16 protein-coding genes are annotated in these 16,436 nt (G+C 59.6%); 3 read left to right on the top strand and 13 right to left on the bottom strand.

The annotated features are described in order from the left end of the window. Nucleotides 1-217: 217 nt before the first annotated feature. Nucleotides 218-952, bottom strand: a complete 735-nt coding sequence (locus PMI35_RS22260; RefSeq protein WP_008057351.1) for a LexA family transcriptional regulator — start codon at nt 950-952, stop codon at nt 218-220. A gap of 202 nt (nt 953-1,154) precedes the next feature. Between PMI35_RS22260 and mutS the strand changes: the two genes are divergently transcribed. Both mutS and fdxA read left to right on the top strand, forming a co-directional pair. Beyond that, nucleotides 1,155-3,734, top strand: coding sequence for a DNA mismatch repair protein MutS (gene mutS, locus PMI35_RS22265; RefSeq protein ID WP_008057349.1), 2,580 nt, complete (start codon nt 1,155-1,157; stop codon nt 3,732-3,734). A 142-nt stretch (nt 3,735-3,876) separates the two neighbouring features. Further along, nucleotides 3,877-4,200 carry a ferredoxin FdxA gene (fdxA, locus tag PMI35_RS22270; RefSeq protein ID WP_008057346.1) on the top strand — a complete coding sequence of 108 codons (324 nt, stop codon included), beginning with the start codon at nt 3,877-3,879 and terminating at the stop codon, nt 4,198-4,200. A 485-nt stretch (nt 4,201-4,685) separates the two neighbouring features. Here fdxA and rpoS read toward each other — a convergent pair whose 3' ends face one another. The 8 genes from rpoS to PMI35_RS22310 all read right to left on the bottom strand — a co-directional run bounded on the left by rpoS (nt 4,686) and on the right by PMI35_RS22310 (nt 11,819). Further along, the gene (gene rpoS / locus PMI35_RS22275; protein WP_008057345.1) at nt 4,686-5,693 is read right to left on the bottom strand and encodes an RNA polymerase sigma factor RpoS; all 1,008 of its coding nucleotides are present in this window, start codon (nt 5,691-5,693) and stop codon (nt 4,686-4,688) included. 104 nt (nt 5,694-5,797) lie between these two features. Further along, entirely contained in the window at nt 5,798-6,655 is an 858-nt protein-coding gene (locus PMI35_RS33760) for a peptidoglycan DD-metalloendopeptidase family protein (protein ID WP_008057344.1), read from the bottom strand. A gap of 211 nt (nt 6,656-6,866) precedes the next feature. Continuing rightward, complete coding sequence (locus PMI35_RS22285) at nt 6,867-7,502, bottom strand: protein-L-isoaspartate(D-aspartate) O-methyltransferase (protein ID WP_177325071.1); 636 nt, start codon at nt 7,500-7,502, stop codon at nt 6,867-6,869. A gap of 38 nt (nt 7,503-7,540) precedes the next feature. Further along, nucleotides 7,541-8,293: a 5'/3'-nucleotidase SurE gene (surE, locus tag PMI35_RS22290; protein ID WP_008057342.1), complete on the bottom strand. Its 753-nt coding sequence runs from the start codon at nt 8,291-8,293 to the stop codon at nt 7,541-7,543. Further along, nucleotides 8,281-9,339 carry a tRNA pseudouridine(13) synthase TruD gene (gene truD / locus PMI35_RS22295; protein WP_008057341.1) on the bottom strand — a complete coding sequence of 353 codons (1,059 nt, stop codon included), beginning with the start codon at nt 9,337-9,339 and terminating at the stop codon, nt 8,281-8,283. Before truD ends, surE begins: the two co-directional genes overlap by 13 nt. Further along, nucleotides 9,336-9,809 (bottom strand): 2-C-methyl-D-erythritol 2,4-cyclodiphosphate synthase, encoded by a 474-nt coding sequence (ispF, locus tag PMI35_RS22300; RefSeq protein WP_008057340.1) that lies wholly within the window; start codon nt 9,807-9,809, stop codon nt 9,336-9,338. The genes truD and ispF overlap by 4 nt, the downstream gene beginning before the upstream one ends. Nucleotides 9,810-9,852: 43 nt before the next feature. Next, entirely contained in the window at nt 9,853-10,698 is an 846-nt protein-coding gene (gene fghA / locus PMI35_RS22305; RefSeq protein WP_008057339.1) for an S-formylglutathione hydrolase, read from the bottom strand. 8 nt (nt 10,699-10,706) lie between these two features. Next, nucleotides 10,707-11,819, bottom strand: a complete 1,113-nt coding sequence (locus PMI35_RS22310) for an S-(hydroxymethyl)glutathione dehydrogenase/class III alcohol dehydrogenase (RefSeq protein WP_008057338.1) — start codon at nt 11,817-11,819, stop codon at nt 10,707-10,709. Between the two features lie 107 nt (nt 11,820-11,926). Here PMI35_RS22310 and PMI35_RS22315 point away from each other — a divergent pair, with 107 nt between their 5' ends. Next, nucleotides 11,927-12,823: a LysR substrate-binding domain-containing protein gene (locus tag PMI35_RS22315; RefSeq protein WP_008057337.1), complete on the top strand. Its 897-nt coding sequence runs from the start codon at nt 11,927-11,929 to the stop codon at nt 12,821-12,823. A 163-nt stretch (nt 12,824-12,986) separates the two neighbouring features. Here the strand turns inward: PMI35_RS22315 and ispD are convergent, their stop codons facing one another. The 4 genes from ispD to kdsA form a co-directional block, all read right to left on the bottom strand. After that, on the bottom strand, nt 12,987-13,694 hold the full coding sequence (gene ispD, locus PMI35_RS22320; RefSeq protein WP_008057336.1) for a 2-C-methyl-D-erythritol 4-phosphate cytidylyltransferase: 708 nt from the start codon (nt 13,692-13,694) through the stop codon (nt 12,987-12,989). Then, nucleotides 13,691-13,969 (bottom strand): cell division protein FtsB, encoded by a 279-nt coding sequence (ftsB, locus tag PMI35_RS22325; protein ID WP_008057335.1) that lies wholly within the window; start codon nt 13,967-13,969, stop codon nt 13,691-13,693. Before ftsB ends, ispD begins: the two co-directional genes overlap by 4 nt. A 171-nt stretch (nt 13,970-14,140) precedes the next feature. Beyond that, complete coding sequence (gene eno / locus PMI35_RS22330) at nt 14,141-15,430, bottom strand: phosphopyruvate hydratase (RefSeq protein WP_008057334.1); 1,290 nt, start codon at nt 15,428-15,430, stop codon at nt 14,141-14,143. A 156-nt stretch (nt 15,431-15,586) separates the two neighbouring features. Continuing rightward, on the bottom strand, nt 15,587-16,432 hold the full coding sequence (gene kdsA, locus PMI35_RS22335; RefSeq protein WP_008057333.1) for a 3-deoxy-8-phosphooctulonate synthase: 846 nt from the start codon (nt 16,430-16,432) through the stop codon (nt 15,587-15,589). Between the last annotated feature and the right edge of the window lie 4 nt (nt 16,433-16,436).

Genomic DNA, 16,436 nt, shown 5'->3' with positions numbered 1-16,436 from the left:
GGGGGGGGGGGGGGGAGCCAGATCGGCAGGTCCAGCAACAGTTGTTGCTCGTTTGTCATGTCGGGCCTCCAGGGTGTTTGGGTGGCAGTGCAAGCGGTTGAGCACAAGACTATGCATGGATGCATATACAGTCAATGCATTGATGCATTTATTTGCCGCATAAGAAATGCAGCCCCCGTAGGAGCCCGCGGGCGGCGATCCTACAGGCGGACAAGCTTCAACGAGCGTACATACCCCACCAGAACACATGACCCAGGATCAGGATCTGCTCTTCCTGCATTTCCAGGAAAGAGTAGTCCTCGTCCGGATGCTCATCGCGATTGAAGCTGCGCAGGCGAATCCCGGTCGGTAGTCGATACAGCTGTTTGACCCGCAGTTGGCCGTTATGGTTGATGGCATAGAGATCGCCATCGACGATATCGCCTATCCCGCGCTTGCCGGCGTTGACGCCCACCGTGGCGCCGTCGCGCAACACCGGCAGCATGCTGTTGCCACGCACCGTCACGCATTTGGCCTGGTCGAACTGCACGCCGTTATGGCGCAGGCTACGCTTGCCGAACCGCAGGCTGGCGCGCTCGCTCTCTTCGATGGCGAATCTTCCTGATCCTGCAGCCAATTCAACCTCGCGAAGAAAGGGTACCGAGACCTCATCGTCATCAATCGGGGTGTCGTCGTCCCACAGACTGATGTCGGTGAGTTGCGAATGCGCGGCTTCACGCCGTGCACCCGATGCCTGCGCGATGACCGCGCGGCCACGCAACTGATCGGTACTGACGGCGAAGTAGTCGGCGATCTTCGAAATGTGTTTATCGGAGGGGTCGACAATCTTCCCGCCGAGGATGCGCGAGAGCGTGGATTGAGGCACGCCGGTGCGACGGTGAAGCTCCGTGGGGGAGATACCGTGCTGATCGAGCAGCGCTCTTAAAACGGTCGAAACATTGCGTTTTTGCATAACGCGCATGATGCTCGAAGTTTTTTACCACGACAAATGCTTATTTGCATAAGTCATGCATGAACCATCAATAAAGACGTCACCCGGCCGTGATGCCTGCGTCGACAAGACTGCCCATGGTAACCTTGCGCCCATCGCGGAAAAGCCGTGCCAACGCCCGCTTTTGCCCCACACCTTTTGAACGAGTTTTCCTGGCAATCCGATGAATAAAGCCCTCTCCGACCTGTCCTCGCACACGCCGATGATGCAGCAGTACTGGCGCCTGAAGAACCAGCACCCTGACCAGTTGATGTTTTACCGCATGGGCGACTTCTACGAGATCTTCTATGAAGACGCGAAAAAGGCCGCCAAGCTTCTCGACATCACCCTGACCGCTCGCGGGCAGTCGGCCGGCCAAGCGATTCCGATGTGCGGCATTCCTTACCATGCCGCAGAAGGTTATCTGGCGAAACTGGTGAAGCTCGGCGAGTCCGTGGTGATCTGCGAGCAGGTCGGCGACCCGGCCACCAGCAAAGGCCCGGTGGATCGCCAAGTGGTGCGGATCATCACCCCCGGTACGGTAAGCGACGAAGCGCTGCTCGATGAGCGCCGCGACAACCTGATCGCCGCTGTCCTGGGCGATGAGCGCCTGTTCGGCCTGGCAGTGCTGGATATCACCAGCGGCAACTTCAGCGTGCTGGAAATCAAGGGCTGGGAAAACCTGTTGGCGGAACTGGAGCGCGTCAATCCGGTGGAATTGCTGATACCGGATGACTGGCCCAAGGATCTGCCGGCCGAGAAACGTCGCGGCGTTCGTCGCCGTGCGCCGTGGGATTTCGAGCGTGATTCGGCACTGAAAAGTCTTTGCCAGCAATTCTCGACCCAGGACCTGAAGGGTTTCGGTTGCGAAAACCTGACCCTGGCCATCGGCGCCGCCGGCTGCCTGCTGGCTTACGCGAAAGAAACCCAGCGCACCGCCCTGCCGCACTTGCGCAGCCTGCGCCACGAACGCCTGGACGATACCGTGGTGCTGGACGGTGCGAGTCGCCGCAACCTGGAACTGGACACCAACCTGGCCGGTGGTCGCGACAACACCCTGCAATCGGTGGTCGATCGTTGCCAGACCGCCATGGGCAGTCGCCTGCTGACGCGCTGGCTGAACCGCCCATTGCGTGACTTGACCGTGTTGTTGGCGCGCCAGACCTCGATCACCTGCCTGCTGGATGGCTACCGTTTCGAAAAGCTGCAGCCGCAGCTCAAGGAAATCGGCGATATCGAGCGCATTCTCGCCCGGATCGGCCTGCGCAATGCCCGCCCACGGGACCTCGCGCGCCTGCGTGATGCCCTCGGCGCGCTGCCGCAACTGCAAGTGGCAATGTCCGAACTGGAAGCGCCGCACCTCAACCAATTGGCAATCACCACCAGCACTTACCCGGAACTGGCGGCATTGCTGGAAAAAGCCATCATCGACAACCCGCCCGCGGTGATCCGTGACGGCGGCGTGCTGAAAACCGGTTACGACAGCGAACTCGATGAACTGCAATCGCTCAGCGAGAACGCCGGGCAATTCCTGATCGACCTCGAAGCCCGCGAGAAAGCCCGCACTGGCCTGTCCCACCTGAAAGTCGGCTACAACCGCATCCACGGCTACTTTATCGAACTGCCGAGCAAGCAGGCTGAGTCCGCACCCGCCGATTACATTCGTCGCCAGACTCTCAAAGGTGCCGAGCGCTTCATTACGCCGGAACTGAAGGCTTTTGAAGACAAGGCACTGTCGGCCAAGAGCCGTGCCCTGGCGCGGGAGAAGATGCTGTACGAAGCGCTGCTTGAAGACCTGATCGCCCAGCTGCCACCCCTGCAGGACACCGCGGCTGCGCTGGCCGAGCTTGACGTGCTGAGCAACCTGGCCGAACGGGCGCTGAACCTCGACCTGAACTGCCCGCGCTTTGTCAGCGAGCCGTGCATGCGCATCAACCAGGGTCGCCACCCGGTGGTTGAACAGGTATTGACCACCCCGTTCGTGGCCAACGACCTCAGCCTCGACGACAATACCCGCATGCTGGTGATCACCGGTCCGAACATGGGCGGTAAATCCACCTACATGCGTCAGACCGCCTTGATCGTGCTCCTGGCGCATATCGGCAGCTTCGTCCCGGCGGCCAGTTGCGAATTGTCCTTGGTCGACCGCATCTTCACCCGGATCGGCTCCAGCGATGACCTGGCGGGTGGACGCTCGACCTTCATGGTCGAGATGAGCGAAACCGCCAACATCCTGCACAACGCCACCGAACGCAGCCTGGTGCTGATGGACGAAGTCGGGCGCGGAACCAGCACCTTCGACGGCCTGTCCCTGGCGTGGGCGGCGGCGGAGCGCCTGGCGCACCTGCGGGCCTATACGCTGTTCGCCACCCACTACTTTGAGCTGACGGTGCTGCCGGAAGCCCAGCCATTGGTGGCCAACGTGCACCTCAATGCCACCGAGCACAACGAACGCATCGTGTTCCTGCACCATGTGCTGCCAGGGCCGGCCAGCCAGAGCTACGGTCTGGCGGTCGCGCAGTTGGCCGGCGTGCCGAACGAAGTGATCGTGCGTGCCCGTGAGCACTTGAGCCGGCTGGAAGACACCGCCCTGCCCCATGAGGCGCCTGCGCCGACCAAAGGCAAACCGGCCGCGCCGCAGCAAAGCGACATGTTCGCCAGCCTGCCGCATCCGGTGCTGGATGAACTGGCCAGGCTCGATCTGGACAACATGACGCCACGTCGCGCACTCGAAATGCTCTATACACTAAAGACACGGGTCTAACGCAGCGGCTTGCAAGCTGTTAGAATCTCGCGCGGTTTGGGATGCTGCAGGCTTTTAGCCTGGCTTGCAGACTATCGCTCCCAAACCTTGCGACCCCTACGTGAAGGGGCGCAGCAAGCCGCGCCTGAGGAGAAAATTAGAAATGACCTTCGTCGTCACCGACAACTGCATCAAGTGCAAGTACACCGACTGCGTAGAAGTCTGTCCGGTGGACTGCTTTTACGAAGGCCCGAATTTCCTGGTGATTCACCCGGATGAGTGCATCGACTGCGCACTGTGCGAACCTGAATGCCCTGCCGTAGCCATCTTCTCCGAAGATGAAGTGCCTGCCGGCATGGAAAACTTTATCGCACTGAACCTCGAATTGGCCGAGGTCTGGCCGAACGTCACGGAACGCAAAGATCCGTTGCCCGATGCCGCTGAGTGGGATGGCAAGCCAGGCAAGATCGAACACCTCGAACGCTGATTATCCCCGCGTTCCAGAAAAAGGCCCCACAAGGGCCTTTTTGCTTTTCTGCAGGCAAAAAAAGGGGCGGTCTGACCCGCCCACATTTTTTCCCTATTCCCTGTGTTCCTTTTCATCATCCTGATGAATCGCGTCCTGCGATGTCCTTTCCCCTCGTCCTTGAAGGGCGTGTCTGTCCGTAGGCACAACACCGATACTAGGGTTTTTAGCGCCAAGAGCAATCGCCTGCCCAAGCCCGGATGACTTGTCACATCCCGTTCATGTTAGAAAATCGGCTTGTTTTTCAGCGGGATAAAACTGTCCTGCGAAAAATATGGTCGACTGCCAACCTGTAAAAATAGTGAACACTTACGAAAAGAGTAAGCGAAGACTTACACCCCGAAGCTACAAAGCTGCGCTGGCGTCCCGGGGATAAAACCAGGGTAGGCGGATAACAAAAAGCCCCGAACCAGTCGGGGCTTCTTGCTATCCGCTTAACGAATGGCTTATTGAAACAGCGACTCGCTCGACAGCCCGTTTTTCTCCAGGATCTCCCGCAGACGTTTCAGACCTTCTACCTGAATCTGTCTGACCCGTTCCCGGGTCAGGCCAATTTCCAGGCCCACATCTTCAAGGGTGCTGCTCTCATGACCGCGCAGGCCGAAGCGGCGTACAACCACCTCGCGCTGCTTGTCGGTCAATTCCGAGAGCCACTGGTCGATGCTTTGAGACAGGTCGTCATCCTGCAGCAGCTCGCATGGATCGGTTGGGCGATCGTCGGTAAGGGTGTCCAACAGGGTTTTATCCGAATCCGGCCCCAGCGAGACGTCGACCGAAGAAACCCGCTCGTTTAGGCCCAGCATGCGCTTGACCTCCGCTACCGGTTTTTCCAGCAGGTTGGCGATCTCTTCAGGTGAGGGTTCATGATCGAGTTTTTGCGTCAGCTCCCGTGCGGCCCGCAGGTACACATTGAGCTCCTTGACCACATGGATCGGCAACCGGATGGTCCGGGTCTGATTCATGATCGCGCGCTCGATGGTCTGACGAATCCACCAGGTTGCGTAGGTCGAGAAGCGGAAACCGCGCTCAGGGTCGAACTTCTCCACCGCCCGGATCAAGCCGAGGTTGCCCTCTTCGATCAGGTCGAGCAGCGAAAGACCACGATTGACGTAACGCCGGGCGATTTTCACCACCAGCCGCAGGTTACTTTCAATCATGCGTTTGCGCCCGGCCGGATCACCACTTTGCGACAGGCGCGCAAAATGCACTTCTTCTTCGGGGGACAGTAGAGGGGAAAAGCCGATTTCATTGAGGTACAGCTGCGTGGCATCGAGTGCCCGCGTGTAATCGATGTACTTGTGTTGCTTCAATGTCGCGGAGTGTTTGGATTTGGCACGAACGGAAGGTGGAGCCGCCCCTTCATCATTCGACATCGAATCCGCGGCGACGTCGGTCTCCATCAGGAGAACCTCATCGTCGATGTCAAACTCCGGCACTTCTTTACTGAGAGCCATTGTTATAGTCCTTTGGTGAGTTCGACCTCAAGCTCAAGCGGCGCCTTTATCCTTGGCAACGCTGGAGCCTGTCCCCTCTACGTGACGGAACAGGCTGGAAGCGATCAACGACGCGGCAGGAATTGCAGCGGATCTACTGGTTTACCTTGGCGGCGAATCTCAAAATGCAGTTTCACCCGGTCTGTACCCGTTGACCCCATTTCGGCAATTGTCTGTCCGACCTTGACCTGCTGCCCCTCCCGAACCAACAGCCTGCGGTTATGTCCGTAGGCACTGACGTAGGTTTCACTGTGTTTGATGATGACTAATTCGCCGTAGCCCCTTAAGCCACTCCCGGCGTATACCACCGTCCCATCAGACGCAGCTAAAACAGGCTGTCCCAAATCCCCTGCGATATCAATTCCTTTATTCAAACTACCGTTTGATGAGAATTTGCCGATCAAAATGCCATTAGATGGCCACCCCCAGCCGGTCGGGGCTGGGCCCGGTGGAGGCAGTGGAGCGGGTGCCGGCTTGTTGGCGACGGACGGTACAACTACCGGTGTGGTCGTGGTCGTACCGTCCGCAGAGCGGCGGATGACCGTGGTTTTACTCGAGGATGAAGGCGACGAACTGGACGAGCTGACCACGGTGGTCGGCGTTGAACCGCTGCGTCCATCGAAGCGAATCGTCTGACCCGGATGGATGGTGTATGGCGGCGCAATGTTGTTGCGCGCCGCCAGCGCCTTGTAGTCCCAGCCATAGCGAAAGGCGATTGAGAACAGGGTGTCCTTGGGGCGAACGACGTACTGCCCGGTGGTCACAGCCGGACGCTGGGCGGCGGCTTTGTTGCGGTCGACAACCCCTACATCGCTGGATTTGTTACTGGAGCAACCGACCAGCAAGGTGCTCATGACAAGGCCAGTCACCAGGCGCTGAAAGCTCGTTGTACCCATACGCTGCGCTATGACTGTGAGACTCACCCGCCGCTCCCTTTGTGGTGGCTGAAAATGTGATTTGCCGTGTTCCGGCACGAAGTGCCGCAAGTATAACGGGCCGTGCCGGCTTTTCCCTTAATGAAGCGAAATGCCTTGGCGCACACGTTTGCTGCCCGCCAAAACACCCCGTTTAATCAATCGACCCCGGTGTAAGACAGAGGCCATCGAAGAGAATTCAGCGCGTTTAAATAAATGCTCAGGCCAGTGGACCATTGAGTAACGGGACGAAGCGCACCGACCCCAGGACACGCCTGGAGAAGCCATTTTCTTCCCGGACGATCAGCATCAGTTGCTGTACCTCACCGGAGCCGACCGGGATCACCAGACGCCCCCCTGGCGCCAGCTGATCGAGCAGCGCCTGAGGTACGTCAGTTGCCACCGCCGTGACGATAATGCCGTTGTAGGGCGCCAGCGCTGGCCAGCCCTCCCAGCCATCGCCCCAGCGAAATACCACGTTACGCAAATTCAGCTCGACCAGGCGTTCCTTGGCCCGGTCTTGCAGCACCTTGATACGTTCCACGGAAAAAACCCGCTCGACCAGCTGCGACAACACCGCCGTCTGATAACCCGACCCCGTACCGATTTCCATGACCTTGTCCAACGGCCCGGCTTCAAGCAGCAACTCGCTCATGCGAGCCACCATATAAGGCTGGGAGATGGTCTGGTTGTGGCCGATGGGTAGCGCCGTGTCTTCGTAGGCCCGGTGCGCCAGCGCCTCATCGACGAACAGGTGACGCGGTGTACGACGAATGACTTCCAACACCTTGGCGTTGGTAATCCCCTCCTCATACAAGCGCTGGATCAGGCGTTCGCGGGTCCGTTGCGAGGTCATGCCGATGCCGCGGCGCATCATGTCGTCTTGTCCACGGGTCATGGGTGCAACCCCTCCAGCCAGCCGTCGAGGCTTCTGAAGGCATCATTGAAGGTGCGATCCAGTTGCAACGGCGTGATGGAAACAAAGCCCTGCATCACGGCATGGAAATCGGTGCCGGGGCCGCCATCCTCAGCGTCCCCCGCCGCCGCGATCCAGTACCCTGACCTGCCTCGCGGATCGACCACTTTCACCGGTGCAGCCGCGCGGGCGCGATGCCCGAGGCGGGTCAACTGGATACCGCGGATGTGCTCCAGCGGCAAATTGGGAATATTCACGTTCAGTACCGTACGCGGTGGCAGTTCGAGATCCGCATGGGCCTCGACCAGTTTGCGCGCAAAGTAGGCCGCCGTGGCAAGGTTGTCGACTTGTCGCGAGACCAGCGAAAAGGCAAACGCAGGACGCGCCAGGAACCGACCTTCGAGTGCCGCCGCCACGGTACCCGAGTACAGCACGTCGTCCCCCAGGTTGGCGCCCAGGTTGATGCCGGACACCACCATGTCCGCTTCACGCTCCAGCAAGCCGTTGAGGCCCAGGTGCACGCAATCGGTCGGCGTACCATTAACGCTTATAAAGCCGTTGGCCAGCGTGTGCGGATGTAACGGACGGTCCAGCGTGAGCGAACTGCTCGCGCCGCTTTTGTCCTGGTCCGGGGCAATCACCACGCACTCGGTGTAATCCGCCAGCGCAGCATGAAGCGCGGCGAGTCCGGGTGCGGTTACCCCGTCGTCGTTAGAAATCAGAATACGCATGGGCTGTCCGTCTGCCCCACCGGCACCAGATCAACAAGCTCGCGCACCAATACGGTGGCGAAGCATCCGGCCGGCAGGACGAATTCCAGTTGCAGAATGTCAGGCTCGGGATAATGCCACGTCAACCCGGCAATGGGCAGCCGCAGAATGCGACGTTCGTGGCTCATTCCGGCGTTGATCAACCAATCGCGAAGGTCCGCTTCGCGAGCGGCGATCGCCTGCTCCAGTTCATGGACAGCGCCCGTGGTCGGCGAGTCACCTTCGCCCCACTGCGGACCGGTCGGGTGCAGGTCGAGAATCGCCAGGCGTGGGTCGCTGCACTCGGCAACACCTGCCGGAAAAAAGCTGCGGCTATCGGTGAACGCCAGCAGGTCACCGACCTGAGCACGCTGCCAGGTACCGTCGGCGACACGCGCGGCCAACACCTGGTTGAAGAGGAAACTGCGAGCGGTCGACAGCAGGCGCGAACGCACGTTGCGCTGCTCGGGCAATGCCTTGCGCGCGGCCCAGGCGCGGGCGTCGACCACGTTGCCACCGTCATGCCCAAAGCGCTGGGCACCGAAATAATTGGGAATGCCTTGCCTGGCGATCAGCTGCAGGCGCTCTTCAATGGCGGCCTTGTCGCCTGCGAACTGCGTCAGGCGCAATGTGAAGCCGTTGGCCGAGTGGGCACCGCGTTGCAGCTTGCGTTTATGTCGACTGGTCTTGAGGATTTTCAGCGTGTCGTTTTCGGCCGCGGACAGATCCGGATCGGCCTTGCCCGGCAGTTGTACGCTGAACCATTGGCGCGTCAGCGCCTGGCGGTCCTTGAGCCCGGCGTAGCTGACAGTACGCAATGGCACCCCGGCCGCCTTGGCAATTCGACGTGCCGCCTCTTCCGTATTCAGGCCGCGTTTTTCCACCCAGATCCACAGGTGTTCGCCGTCACCGCTCAAGGGAATATCGAGGACTTCGTCGACCTGGAAATCTTCGGCGATGGCTTTCAGTACGGCGCTGCCGAGCGGTTCACCATAGGCCCGCGGGCCGAGCAATTGCAGTTCGTTCATGCGCGCAGCAACAAGGCAACGGAATGCACGGCAATGCCCTCTTCGCGACCGACAAAGCCGAGCTTTTCGGTGGTGGTAGCTTTCACGTTCACTTGATCCAACTCAACTTGAAGATCCGCGGCAATCAGCGCGCGCATCGATTCGATATGGGGGGCCATTTTTGGCGCCTGGGCAACGATGGTGTTGTCGACGTTAGCGACTTTCCAGCCTTTGGCGTGGATCAACGCGACGACATGACGCAACAGCACTCGGCTGTCGGCGCCCTTGAATTGCGGGTCGGTGTCCGGGAAATGCTTGCCGATGTCACCCAGCGCAGCAGCGCCGAGCAAGGCATCGCTCAAGGCGTGCAGCAGGACGTCACCGTCGGAGTGAGCGAGCAGCCCGAAGCCGTGTGCAATGCGCACGCCGCCCAGAGTGATGAAATCGCCTTCAGCGAAACGGTGCACATCATAGCCGTGGCCAATACGCATAAAAAAACGCCCCGAATTTTGTCAGGGCGTGATTCTACCTGCATTAGGCACCTAGAGCATGCGCGTGATGCCGCAAGTGCTCATCGATGAAACTGGCGATGAAGAAATAGCTGTGGTCATAACCCGGTTGCAGGCGCAACGTCAGCGGGTGACCGGCCAGTTTGGCCGCCTGTTGCAAGGCTTCGGGCTTCAACTGGTTGGCGAGGAAATCGTCGCGATCGCCTTGATCGACCAACAGCGGCAGCTTTTCATCGGCCTCGGCAATCAACGCACTGGCATCCCATTCACGCCATTTCGAACGGTCTTCTCCCAGGTAGCGGGAAAAGGCCTTCTGCCCCCACGGGCAATCCATCGGGTTGTTGATCGGCGAGAACGCCGATACCGACAGATAACGCCCCGGATTGCGCAAGGCACAGACCAGCGCACCGTGGCCACCCATGGAGTGACCGCTGATGCCGCGCTTGTCCGACGCAGGGAAATGCGCCTCGACCAATGCCGGCAATTCCTGCACGACATAGTCATGCATCCGATAGTGGCGCGACCAGGGTTCCTGGGTGGCGTTCAAGTAGAACCCGGCGCCGAGGCCGAAGTCCCAGGCACCGTCCGGATCACCCGGCACATCGGGACCTCGTGGGCTGGTGTCCGGCGCGACGATGATCAGGCCCAATTCGGCGGCCATGCGCATGGCGCCGGCCTTCTGCATGAAGTTCTCGTCGGTGCAGGTCAGGCCGGACAACCAGTACAGCACCGGCAGCTTGCCGCCCTGCTCCGCTTGCGGCGGCAGGTACACGGCAAACACCATGTCGCAGCCGAGCGTTTCCGAGCGATGGCGATAACGCTTGTGCCAGCCGCCGAAGCTTTTCTGGCAGGAGATATTTTCCAGGCTCATGGCTGACCTCAGAAATGGATGACGGAGCGGATGCTTTTTCCTTCATGCATCAGGTCGAACGCCTTGTTGATATCTTCCAGGCCCATGGTGTGGGTGATGAAGGTATCCAGCGGGATCTCACCGGTCTCGGCCATTTCCACGTAGCTTGGCAATTCGGTACGGCCGCGCACGCCGCCAAACGCCGAACCGCGCCAGACGCGACCGGTGACCAGCTGGAACGGACGGGTGGATATTTCCTGGCCGGCACCGGCCACACCGATGATCACCGACTCGCCCCAGCCCTTGTGGCAGCACTCGAGGGCGGCACGCATGAGTTGCACATTGCCGATGCACTCGAAGGAGAAGTCGACGCCGCCGTCGGTCATGTCGACGATGACTTCCTGGATCGGGCGATCGAAGTCTTTCGGGTTTACACAATCGGTTGCACCCAGCTGCTTGGCGATCTCGAATTTGGCCGGGTTGATGTCGATGGCAATGATCCGTCCGGCCTTGGCTTTTACCGCGCCGATGACCGCCGACAGACCGATGCCACCCAGACCGAAAATGGCCACGGTGTCACCGGGTTTCACCTTGGCGGTGTTCAACACTGCGCCGATGCCGGTGGTGACACCACAACCCAGCAGGCAGACTTTTTCCAGCGGTGCTTCCTTGGCGATCTTGGCCACGGAAATTTCCGGCAGCACGGTGTACTCGGAGAATGTCGAAGTACCCATGTAGTGGAAAATCGGCTGGCCTTTGTAGGAAAACCGCGATGTGCCATCCGGCATCAAGCCTTTGCCCTGGGTCGCACGAATCGCCTGGCAGAGGTTGGTCTTGCCCGACAGGCAGAATTTGCACTGGCGGCATTCCGGGGTGTACAGCGGGATCACATGATCGCCCACCGCCACGGAGGTCACGCCTTCGCCGATCGCTTCGACGATGGCTCCGCCTTCGTGACCGAGGATCGACGGGAAAATGCCTTCCGGGTCGGCGCCCGAGAGGGTGTAGGCATCGGTATGGCAGACACCGGAAGCCACCACGCGCAGCAACACTTCACCGGCCTTGGGCATGGCGACATCGACTTCAACGATCTCCAGAGGTTTCTTGGCCTCGAAGGCAACGGCGGCGCGTGACTTGATCATGGTGATTCTCCAGTGAATAAAAACGAGACAAGGAGTGTAATACAGCGCCCCACAGTGAATAATCAGGACAAAAGCAAAACATTATTGCTACACAGGGATAATCTTCGATGTCGGAAAACCGCTGGGAAGGGATCGACGAATTTGTCGCCGTCGCCGAATGCAGTCAGTTCACTGCCGCGGCCGAACGCCTGGGGGTTTCTTCCTCGCACGTCAGTCGACAAATCGTACGCCTCGAAGAGCGCCTGCAAACCCGCCTGCTCTATCGCAGTACCCGGCGGGTCACGCTGACCGAGGCCGGGCAAACCTTTCTGCAACATTGTCAGCGCTTGCAGGATGGCCGCGAAGAGGCGTTGCGGGCGGTCGGCGACTTGACCAGCGAACCCAAGGGCATGCTGCGCATGACCTGTGCCGTGGCCTACGGCGAACGCTTCATCGTGCCGCTGGTTACTCGCTTCATGGGGCTTTATCCGCAACTGCGGATCGACATCGAACTGAGCAATCGCCAGCTTGATCTCGTGCATGAAGGCCTGGACCTGGCGATCCGCCTGGGGCGCCTGCAGGACTCAAGACTGGTCGCCACCCGCCTCGCGCCACGGCGCATGTTCCTCTGCGCGTCACCTTCCTACCTGGAACGTTATGGTCGACCACACAGCTTGTCGGAGTTAAGCCGGCACAATTGCCTTATTGGCAGTTCGGACCTCTGGCAACTGGAACAGAACGGGCGGGAATTTTCCCAGCGAGTCCAGGGAAACTGGCGGTGCAACAGTGGGCAAGCGGTATTGGATGCGGCGCTGCAGGGTGTGGGGTTGTGCCAGCTGCCGGACTATTACGTGCTGGAGCATCTGAAAAGCGGCGCGTTGATTTCGTTGCTGGAAGCGCATCAACCGCCGAATACGGCCGTTTGGGCGCTGTATCCGCAGCAGCGGCATCTGTCGCCGAAGGTGCGCAAGTTGGTGGATTTTCTAAAAGAGGGGTTAGCCGAGCGGCCTGAATACCGGAGTTAGAAATGGGTCGATGTGTCAGCGGAAGGCTGGTTGTCCGGGCCGCCGCCATCGCGGGCAAGCCCGCTCCCACAGTGGTCGGAGGCGATAACAAACCTTGTAAACACCACTGAACCCTGTGGGAGCGGGCTTGCCCGCGATGGCAATCTATCAGACGCTGGAAGAATCAGCGGCGATTAGCCCAACGCTGTTTCAACCACTCAAGGTCTTCGGGCCGCGTGACCTTGAGGTTGTCCGAACGACCTTCAATCAAGCGAGGAGCCATACCCGCCCACTCCATCGCCGACGCTTCGTCGGTGATGACAGCGTCCGCCACCAGACTGTCCGCCAACGCTCGATGCAACGCCCCAAGGCGAAACATCTGCGGCGTGTAGGCCTGCCAGATCACACTGCGATCCACGGTTTCGACCACACGACCGTGCTTGTCGACCCGCTTGAGCGTGTCCCGCGCAGGAACCGCCAGCAGTCCACCGACAGGATCGTCAGCCAGCTCCGCCAGCAGCTTGTCCAGATCGTTGCGACTCAGGTTTGGCCGTGCAGCATCGTGAACCAACACCCAATCCTCATCATCGGCACCTTGGGCATGCAAATGCAGCAACGCGTTGAGCACCGACCCGGAACGCTCGGCGCCCCCCTCGACCCGTGCGATACGCGGATCGCCGGCAAGCGGCAGGTTCGGCCAATAAGGATCATCAACAGCAAGACTGACCACCAGGCCCTTCAGGCCAGGGTGATCGAGGAAACAGCCGAGGCTGTGTTCGAGAATAGTGCGCCCGCCCAGTTGCAAGTATTGCTTGGGACGGTCCGCGGCCATACGGGCACCGACGCCCGCGGCAGGAATCACGGCCCAGAAGGCCGGCAGATCGAGGTTCATTGGGCGAGCTGGTAAAGGGTTTCACCGTCCTTGACCATGCCCAACTCATGGCGAGCCCGTTCTTCAACGGTTTCCATGCCTTTTTTCAACTCGCTGACTTCCGCGTCCATCACCCGATTGCGTTCCAGCAATGTCTGGTTCTCGGCTTGTTGATCCGCAATCTGCTGGGTCAGCTCAGCCACTTGCGCCAGGCTGCCATTACCCACCCACAGGCGGTATTGCAGGCCAGCCAGCAACAGGAGCAAGACGAGAAACAACCAATTGGGACTGCGCATCGAATATCAGGTATCCAGTGGAAAAAGACAGCCATACCAAAACATGAAGCTACTGATAGCACGAAGCCTGGAAAAACCAGGCTTGTGCTTTCAAGGCATCAGATTAGTGGCAAAAATGTCGCTGCTGCGATTTTTCCGACACAATCCGGTGTCTTTTTTACCAGCTTACTATCAACCGCGGAATTCGCTGCGGCCGTTGTACTTGGCTTTACCGTTCAACTGCTCTTCGATACGCAGCAGTTGGTTGTACTTGGAAACGCGGTCGGAACGGCACAGGGAGCCGGTCTTGATCTGGCCAGCCGAAGTGCCCACGGCCAGGTCGGCAATGGTCGAATCTTCGGTTTCGCCCGAACGGTGCGAGATCACGGCGGTGTAACCGGCGGCCTTGGCCATCTGGATGGCTTCCAGGGTTTCGGTCAGGGTGCCGATCTGGTTGAACTTGATCAGGATCGAGTTGGCGATCTTCTTGTCGATGCCTTCTTTCAGGATCTTGGTGTTGGTCACGAACAGGTCGTCGCCTACCAGCTGAGTCTTCTCGCCGATCTTGTCGGTGAGGATTTTCCAGCCAGCCCAGTCGGACTCGTCCAGGCCATCTTCGATGGAGATGATCGGGTAACGCTCGGTCAGGCCTTTGAGGTAATCAGCGAAACCTTCAGCGGTGAACACCTGGCCTTCGCCGGACAGGTTGTACTTGCCGTCTTCGTAGAATTCGCTGGCTGCGCAGTCCAGGGCCAGGGTCACGTCGGTGCCCAGGGTGTAACCGGCGTTGGCCACGGCTTCGGAGATCACTTTCAAAGCGTCTTCGTTGGAAGCCAGGTTAGGTGCGAAACCACCTTCGTCACCCACGGCAGTGCTCAGGCCACGGGCCTTCAGAACAGCCTTGAGGTGGTGGAAAATCTCGGTACCCATGCGCAGGCCTTCCGAGAAAGACTTGGCGCCAACCGGCTGCACCATGAATTCCTGGATGTCGACGTTGTTATCGGCGTGCTCGCCACCGTTGATGATGTTCATCATCGGAACCGGCATCGAGTACACACCCGGGGTGCCGTTCAGGTTGGCGATGTGCGCGTACAGCGGCAGGTCCTGGTCCTGTGCTGCTGCCTTGGCCGCAGCCAGGGAAACGGCAAGGATCGCGTTGGCGCCCAGGGAACCTTTGTTTTCAGTACCGTCGAGCTTGATCATCGCCAGGTCGAGGGCTTTCTGGTCGCTTGGGTCCATGCCTTTCAACAGGTCTTTGATCGGACCGTTGATGTTGGCCACGGCCTTGAGTACACCCTTGCCCAGGTAACGGCTCTTGTCGCCATCACGCAGCTCGAGCGCTTCACGCGAGCCAGTGGAAGCACCGGACGGCGCGCAAGCGCTGCCGATGATGCCGTTATCGAGAAGCACATCCGCTTCCACGGTGGGATTGCCACGGGAGTCGAGAACTTCACGACCTTTGATGTCGACGATTTTAGCCATTGTTGTAAACACTCCAAAGTTGACGAAAACGACGCAGCTAGAGGAAATCTTTTACCGTCGGCAAGTGAGTCGCAGCGGGCAGGCTTGCGGACGATAAGGCTCAGGCCCGAGGGCCTGAGCGTTAAATCGTGCGGTACTTTACCGGAGAATTGAGGATTACGCGGTTTCTACCGTCGGAAAACTCTTCACCAGTTCGTCCAGGGCTTTGAGCTGGGCCAGGAATGGCTCCAGTTTGTCCAGACGCAAGGCGCAAGGGCCGTCGCATTTGGCGTTGTCCGGATCCGGGTGGGCTTCCAGGAACAGGCCGGCCAGAGACTGGCTCATGCCGGCTTTCGCCAGATCCAGGACCTGGGCGCGACGACCACCAGCGGAATCAGCACGACCGCCCGGCATTTGCAGCGCGTGGGTCACGTCGAAGAACACCGGGTATTCGAACTGCTTCATGATGCCGAAGCCGAGCATGTCGACGACCAGGTTGTTGTAACCGAAGCTCGAACCACGCTCGCAGAGGATCAACTGATCGTTACCCGCTTCCACGCACTTGTTCAGGATGTGTTTCATTTCCTGAGGCGCGAGGAACTGGGCCTTTTTGATGTTGATCACCGCGCCGGTCTTGGCCATCGCGACAACCAGATCCGTCTGGCGCGACAGGAAGGCCGGCAACTGGATGATGTCGCAGACTTCAGCGACGACCGCGGCCTGCTCCGGCTCGTGGACGTCGGTGATGATCGGCACGCCGAAGGCTTGCTTGATGTCCTGGAAAATCCGCATGCCCTCTTCCAGGCCTGGGCCACGGTAAGAGGTCACGGAGGAGCGGTTGGCCTTGTCGAAGCTGGCCTTGAACACGTAAGGGATACCCAGTTTCTGGGTAACCTTCACATACTCTTCGCACACCTGCATCGCCATGTCGCGGCTTTCCAGCACGTTCATGCCACCGAACAGCACCATAGGCTTGTCGTTGGCAATCTCGATATCGCCTACGCGGATGATCTTCTGCGCCATCAGG

This window comes from Pseudomonas sp. GM78 (assembly GCF_000282475.1).
Classification (GTDB): Bacteria; Pseudomonadota; Gammaproteobacteria; order Pseudomonadales; family Pseudomonadaceae; genus Aquipseudomonas.
The sequence above is the reverse complement of the archived record's forward strand: the minus strand, read 5'-3'. Positions and strand labels throughout refer to the sequence as shown.

Excerpts from the sequence above, each read along its gene's own strand:
- PMI35_RS22260 (WP_008057351.1), bottom strand. The coding sequence starts at position 952 with ATGCAAAAACGCAATGTTTCGACCGTTTTAAGAGCGCTGCTCGATCAG.
- mutS (WP_008057349.1), top strand. The coding sequence starts at position 1,155 with ATGAATAAAGCCCTCTCCGACCTGTCCTCGCACACGCCGATGATGCAG.
- fdxA (WP_008057346.1), top strand. The coding sequence starts at position 3,877 with ATGACCTTCGTCGTCACCGACAACTGCATCAAGTGCAAGTACACCGAC.
- rpoS (WP_008057345.1), bottom strand. The coding sequence starts at position 5,693 with ATGGCTCTCAGTAAAGAAGTGCCGGAGTTTGACATCGACGATGAGGTT.
- PMI35_RS22285 (WP_177325071.1), bottom strand. The coding sequence starts at position 7,502 with ATGACCTCGCAACGGACCCGCGAACGCCTGATCCAGCGCTTGTATGAG.
- surE (WP_008057342.1), bottom strand. The coding sequence starts at position 8,293 with ATGCGTATTCTGATTTCTAACGACGACGGGGTAACCGCACCCGGACTC.
- truD (WP_008057341.1), bottom strand. The coding sequence starts at position 9,339 with ATGAACGAACTGCAATTGCTCGGCCCGCGGGCCTATGGTGAACCGCTC.
- ispF (WP_008057340.1), bottom strand. The coding sequence starts at position 9,809 with ATGCGTATTGGCCACGGCTATGATGTGCACCGTTTCGCTGAAGGCGAT.
- fghA (WP_008057339.1), bottom strand. The coding sequence starts at position 10,698 with ATGAGCCTGGAAAATATCTCCTGCCAGAAAAGCTTCGGCGGCTGGCAC.
- PMI35_RS22310 (WP_008057338.1), bottom strand. The coding sequence starts at position 11,819 with ATGATCAAGTCACGCGCCGCCGTTGCCTTCGAGGCCAAGAAACCTCTG.
- PMI35_RS22315 (WP_008057337.1), top strand. The coding sequence starts at position 11,927 with ATGTCGGAAAACCGCTGGGAAGGGATCGACGAATTTGTCGCCGTCGCC.
- ispD (WP_008057336.1), bottom strand. The coding sequence starts at position 13,694 with ATGAACCTCGATCTGCCGGCCTTCTGGGCCGTGATTCCTGCCGCGGGC.
- ftsB (WP_008057335.1), bottom strand. The coding sequence starts at position 13,969 with ATGCGCAGTCCCAATTGGTTGTTTCTCGTCTTGCTCCTGTTGCTGGCT.
- eno (WP_008057334.1), bottom strand. The coding sequence starts at position 15,430 with ATGGCTAAAATCGTCGACATCAAAGGTCGTGAAGTTCTCGACTCCCGT.
- kdsA (WP_008057333.1), bottom strand. The coding sequence starts at position 16,432 with ATGGCGCAGAAGATCATCCGCGTAGGCGATATCGAGATTGCCAACGAC.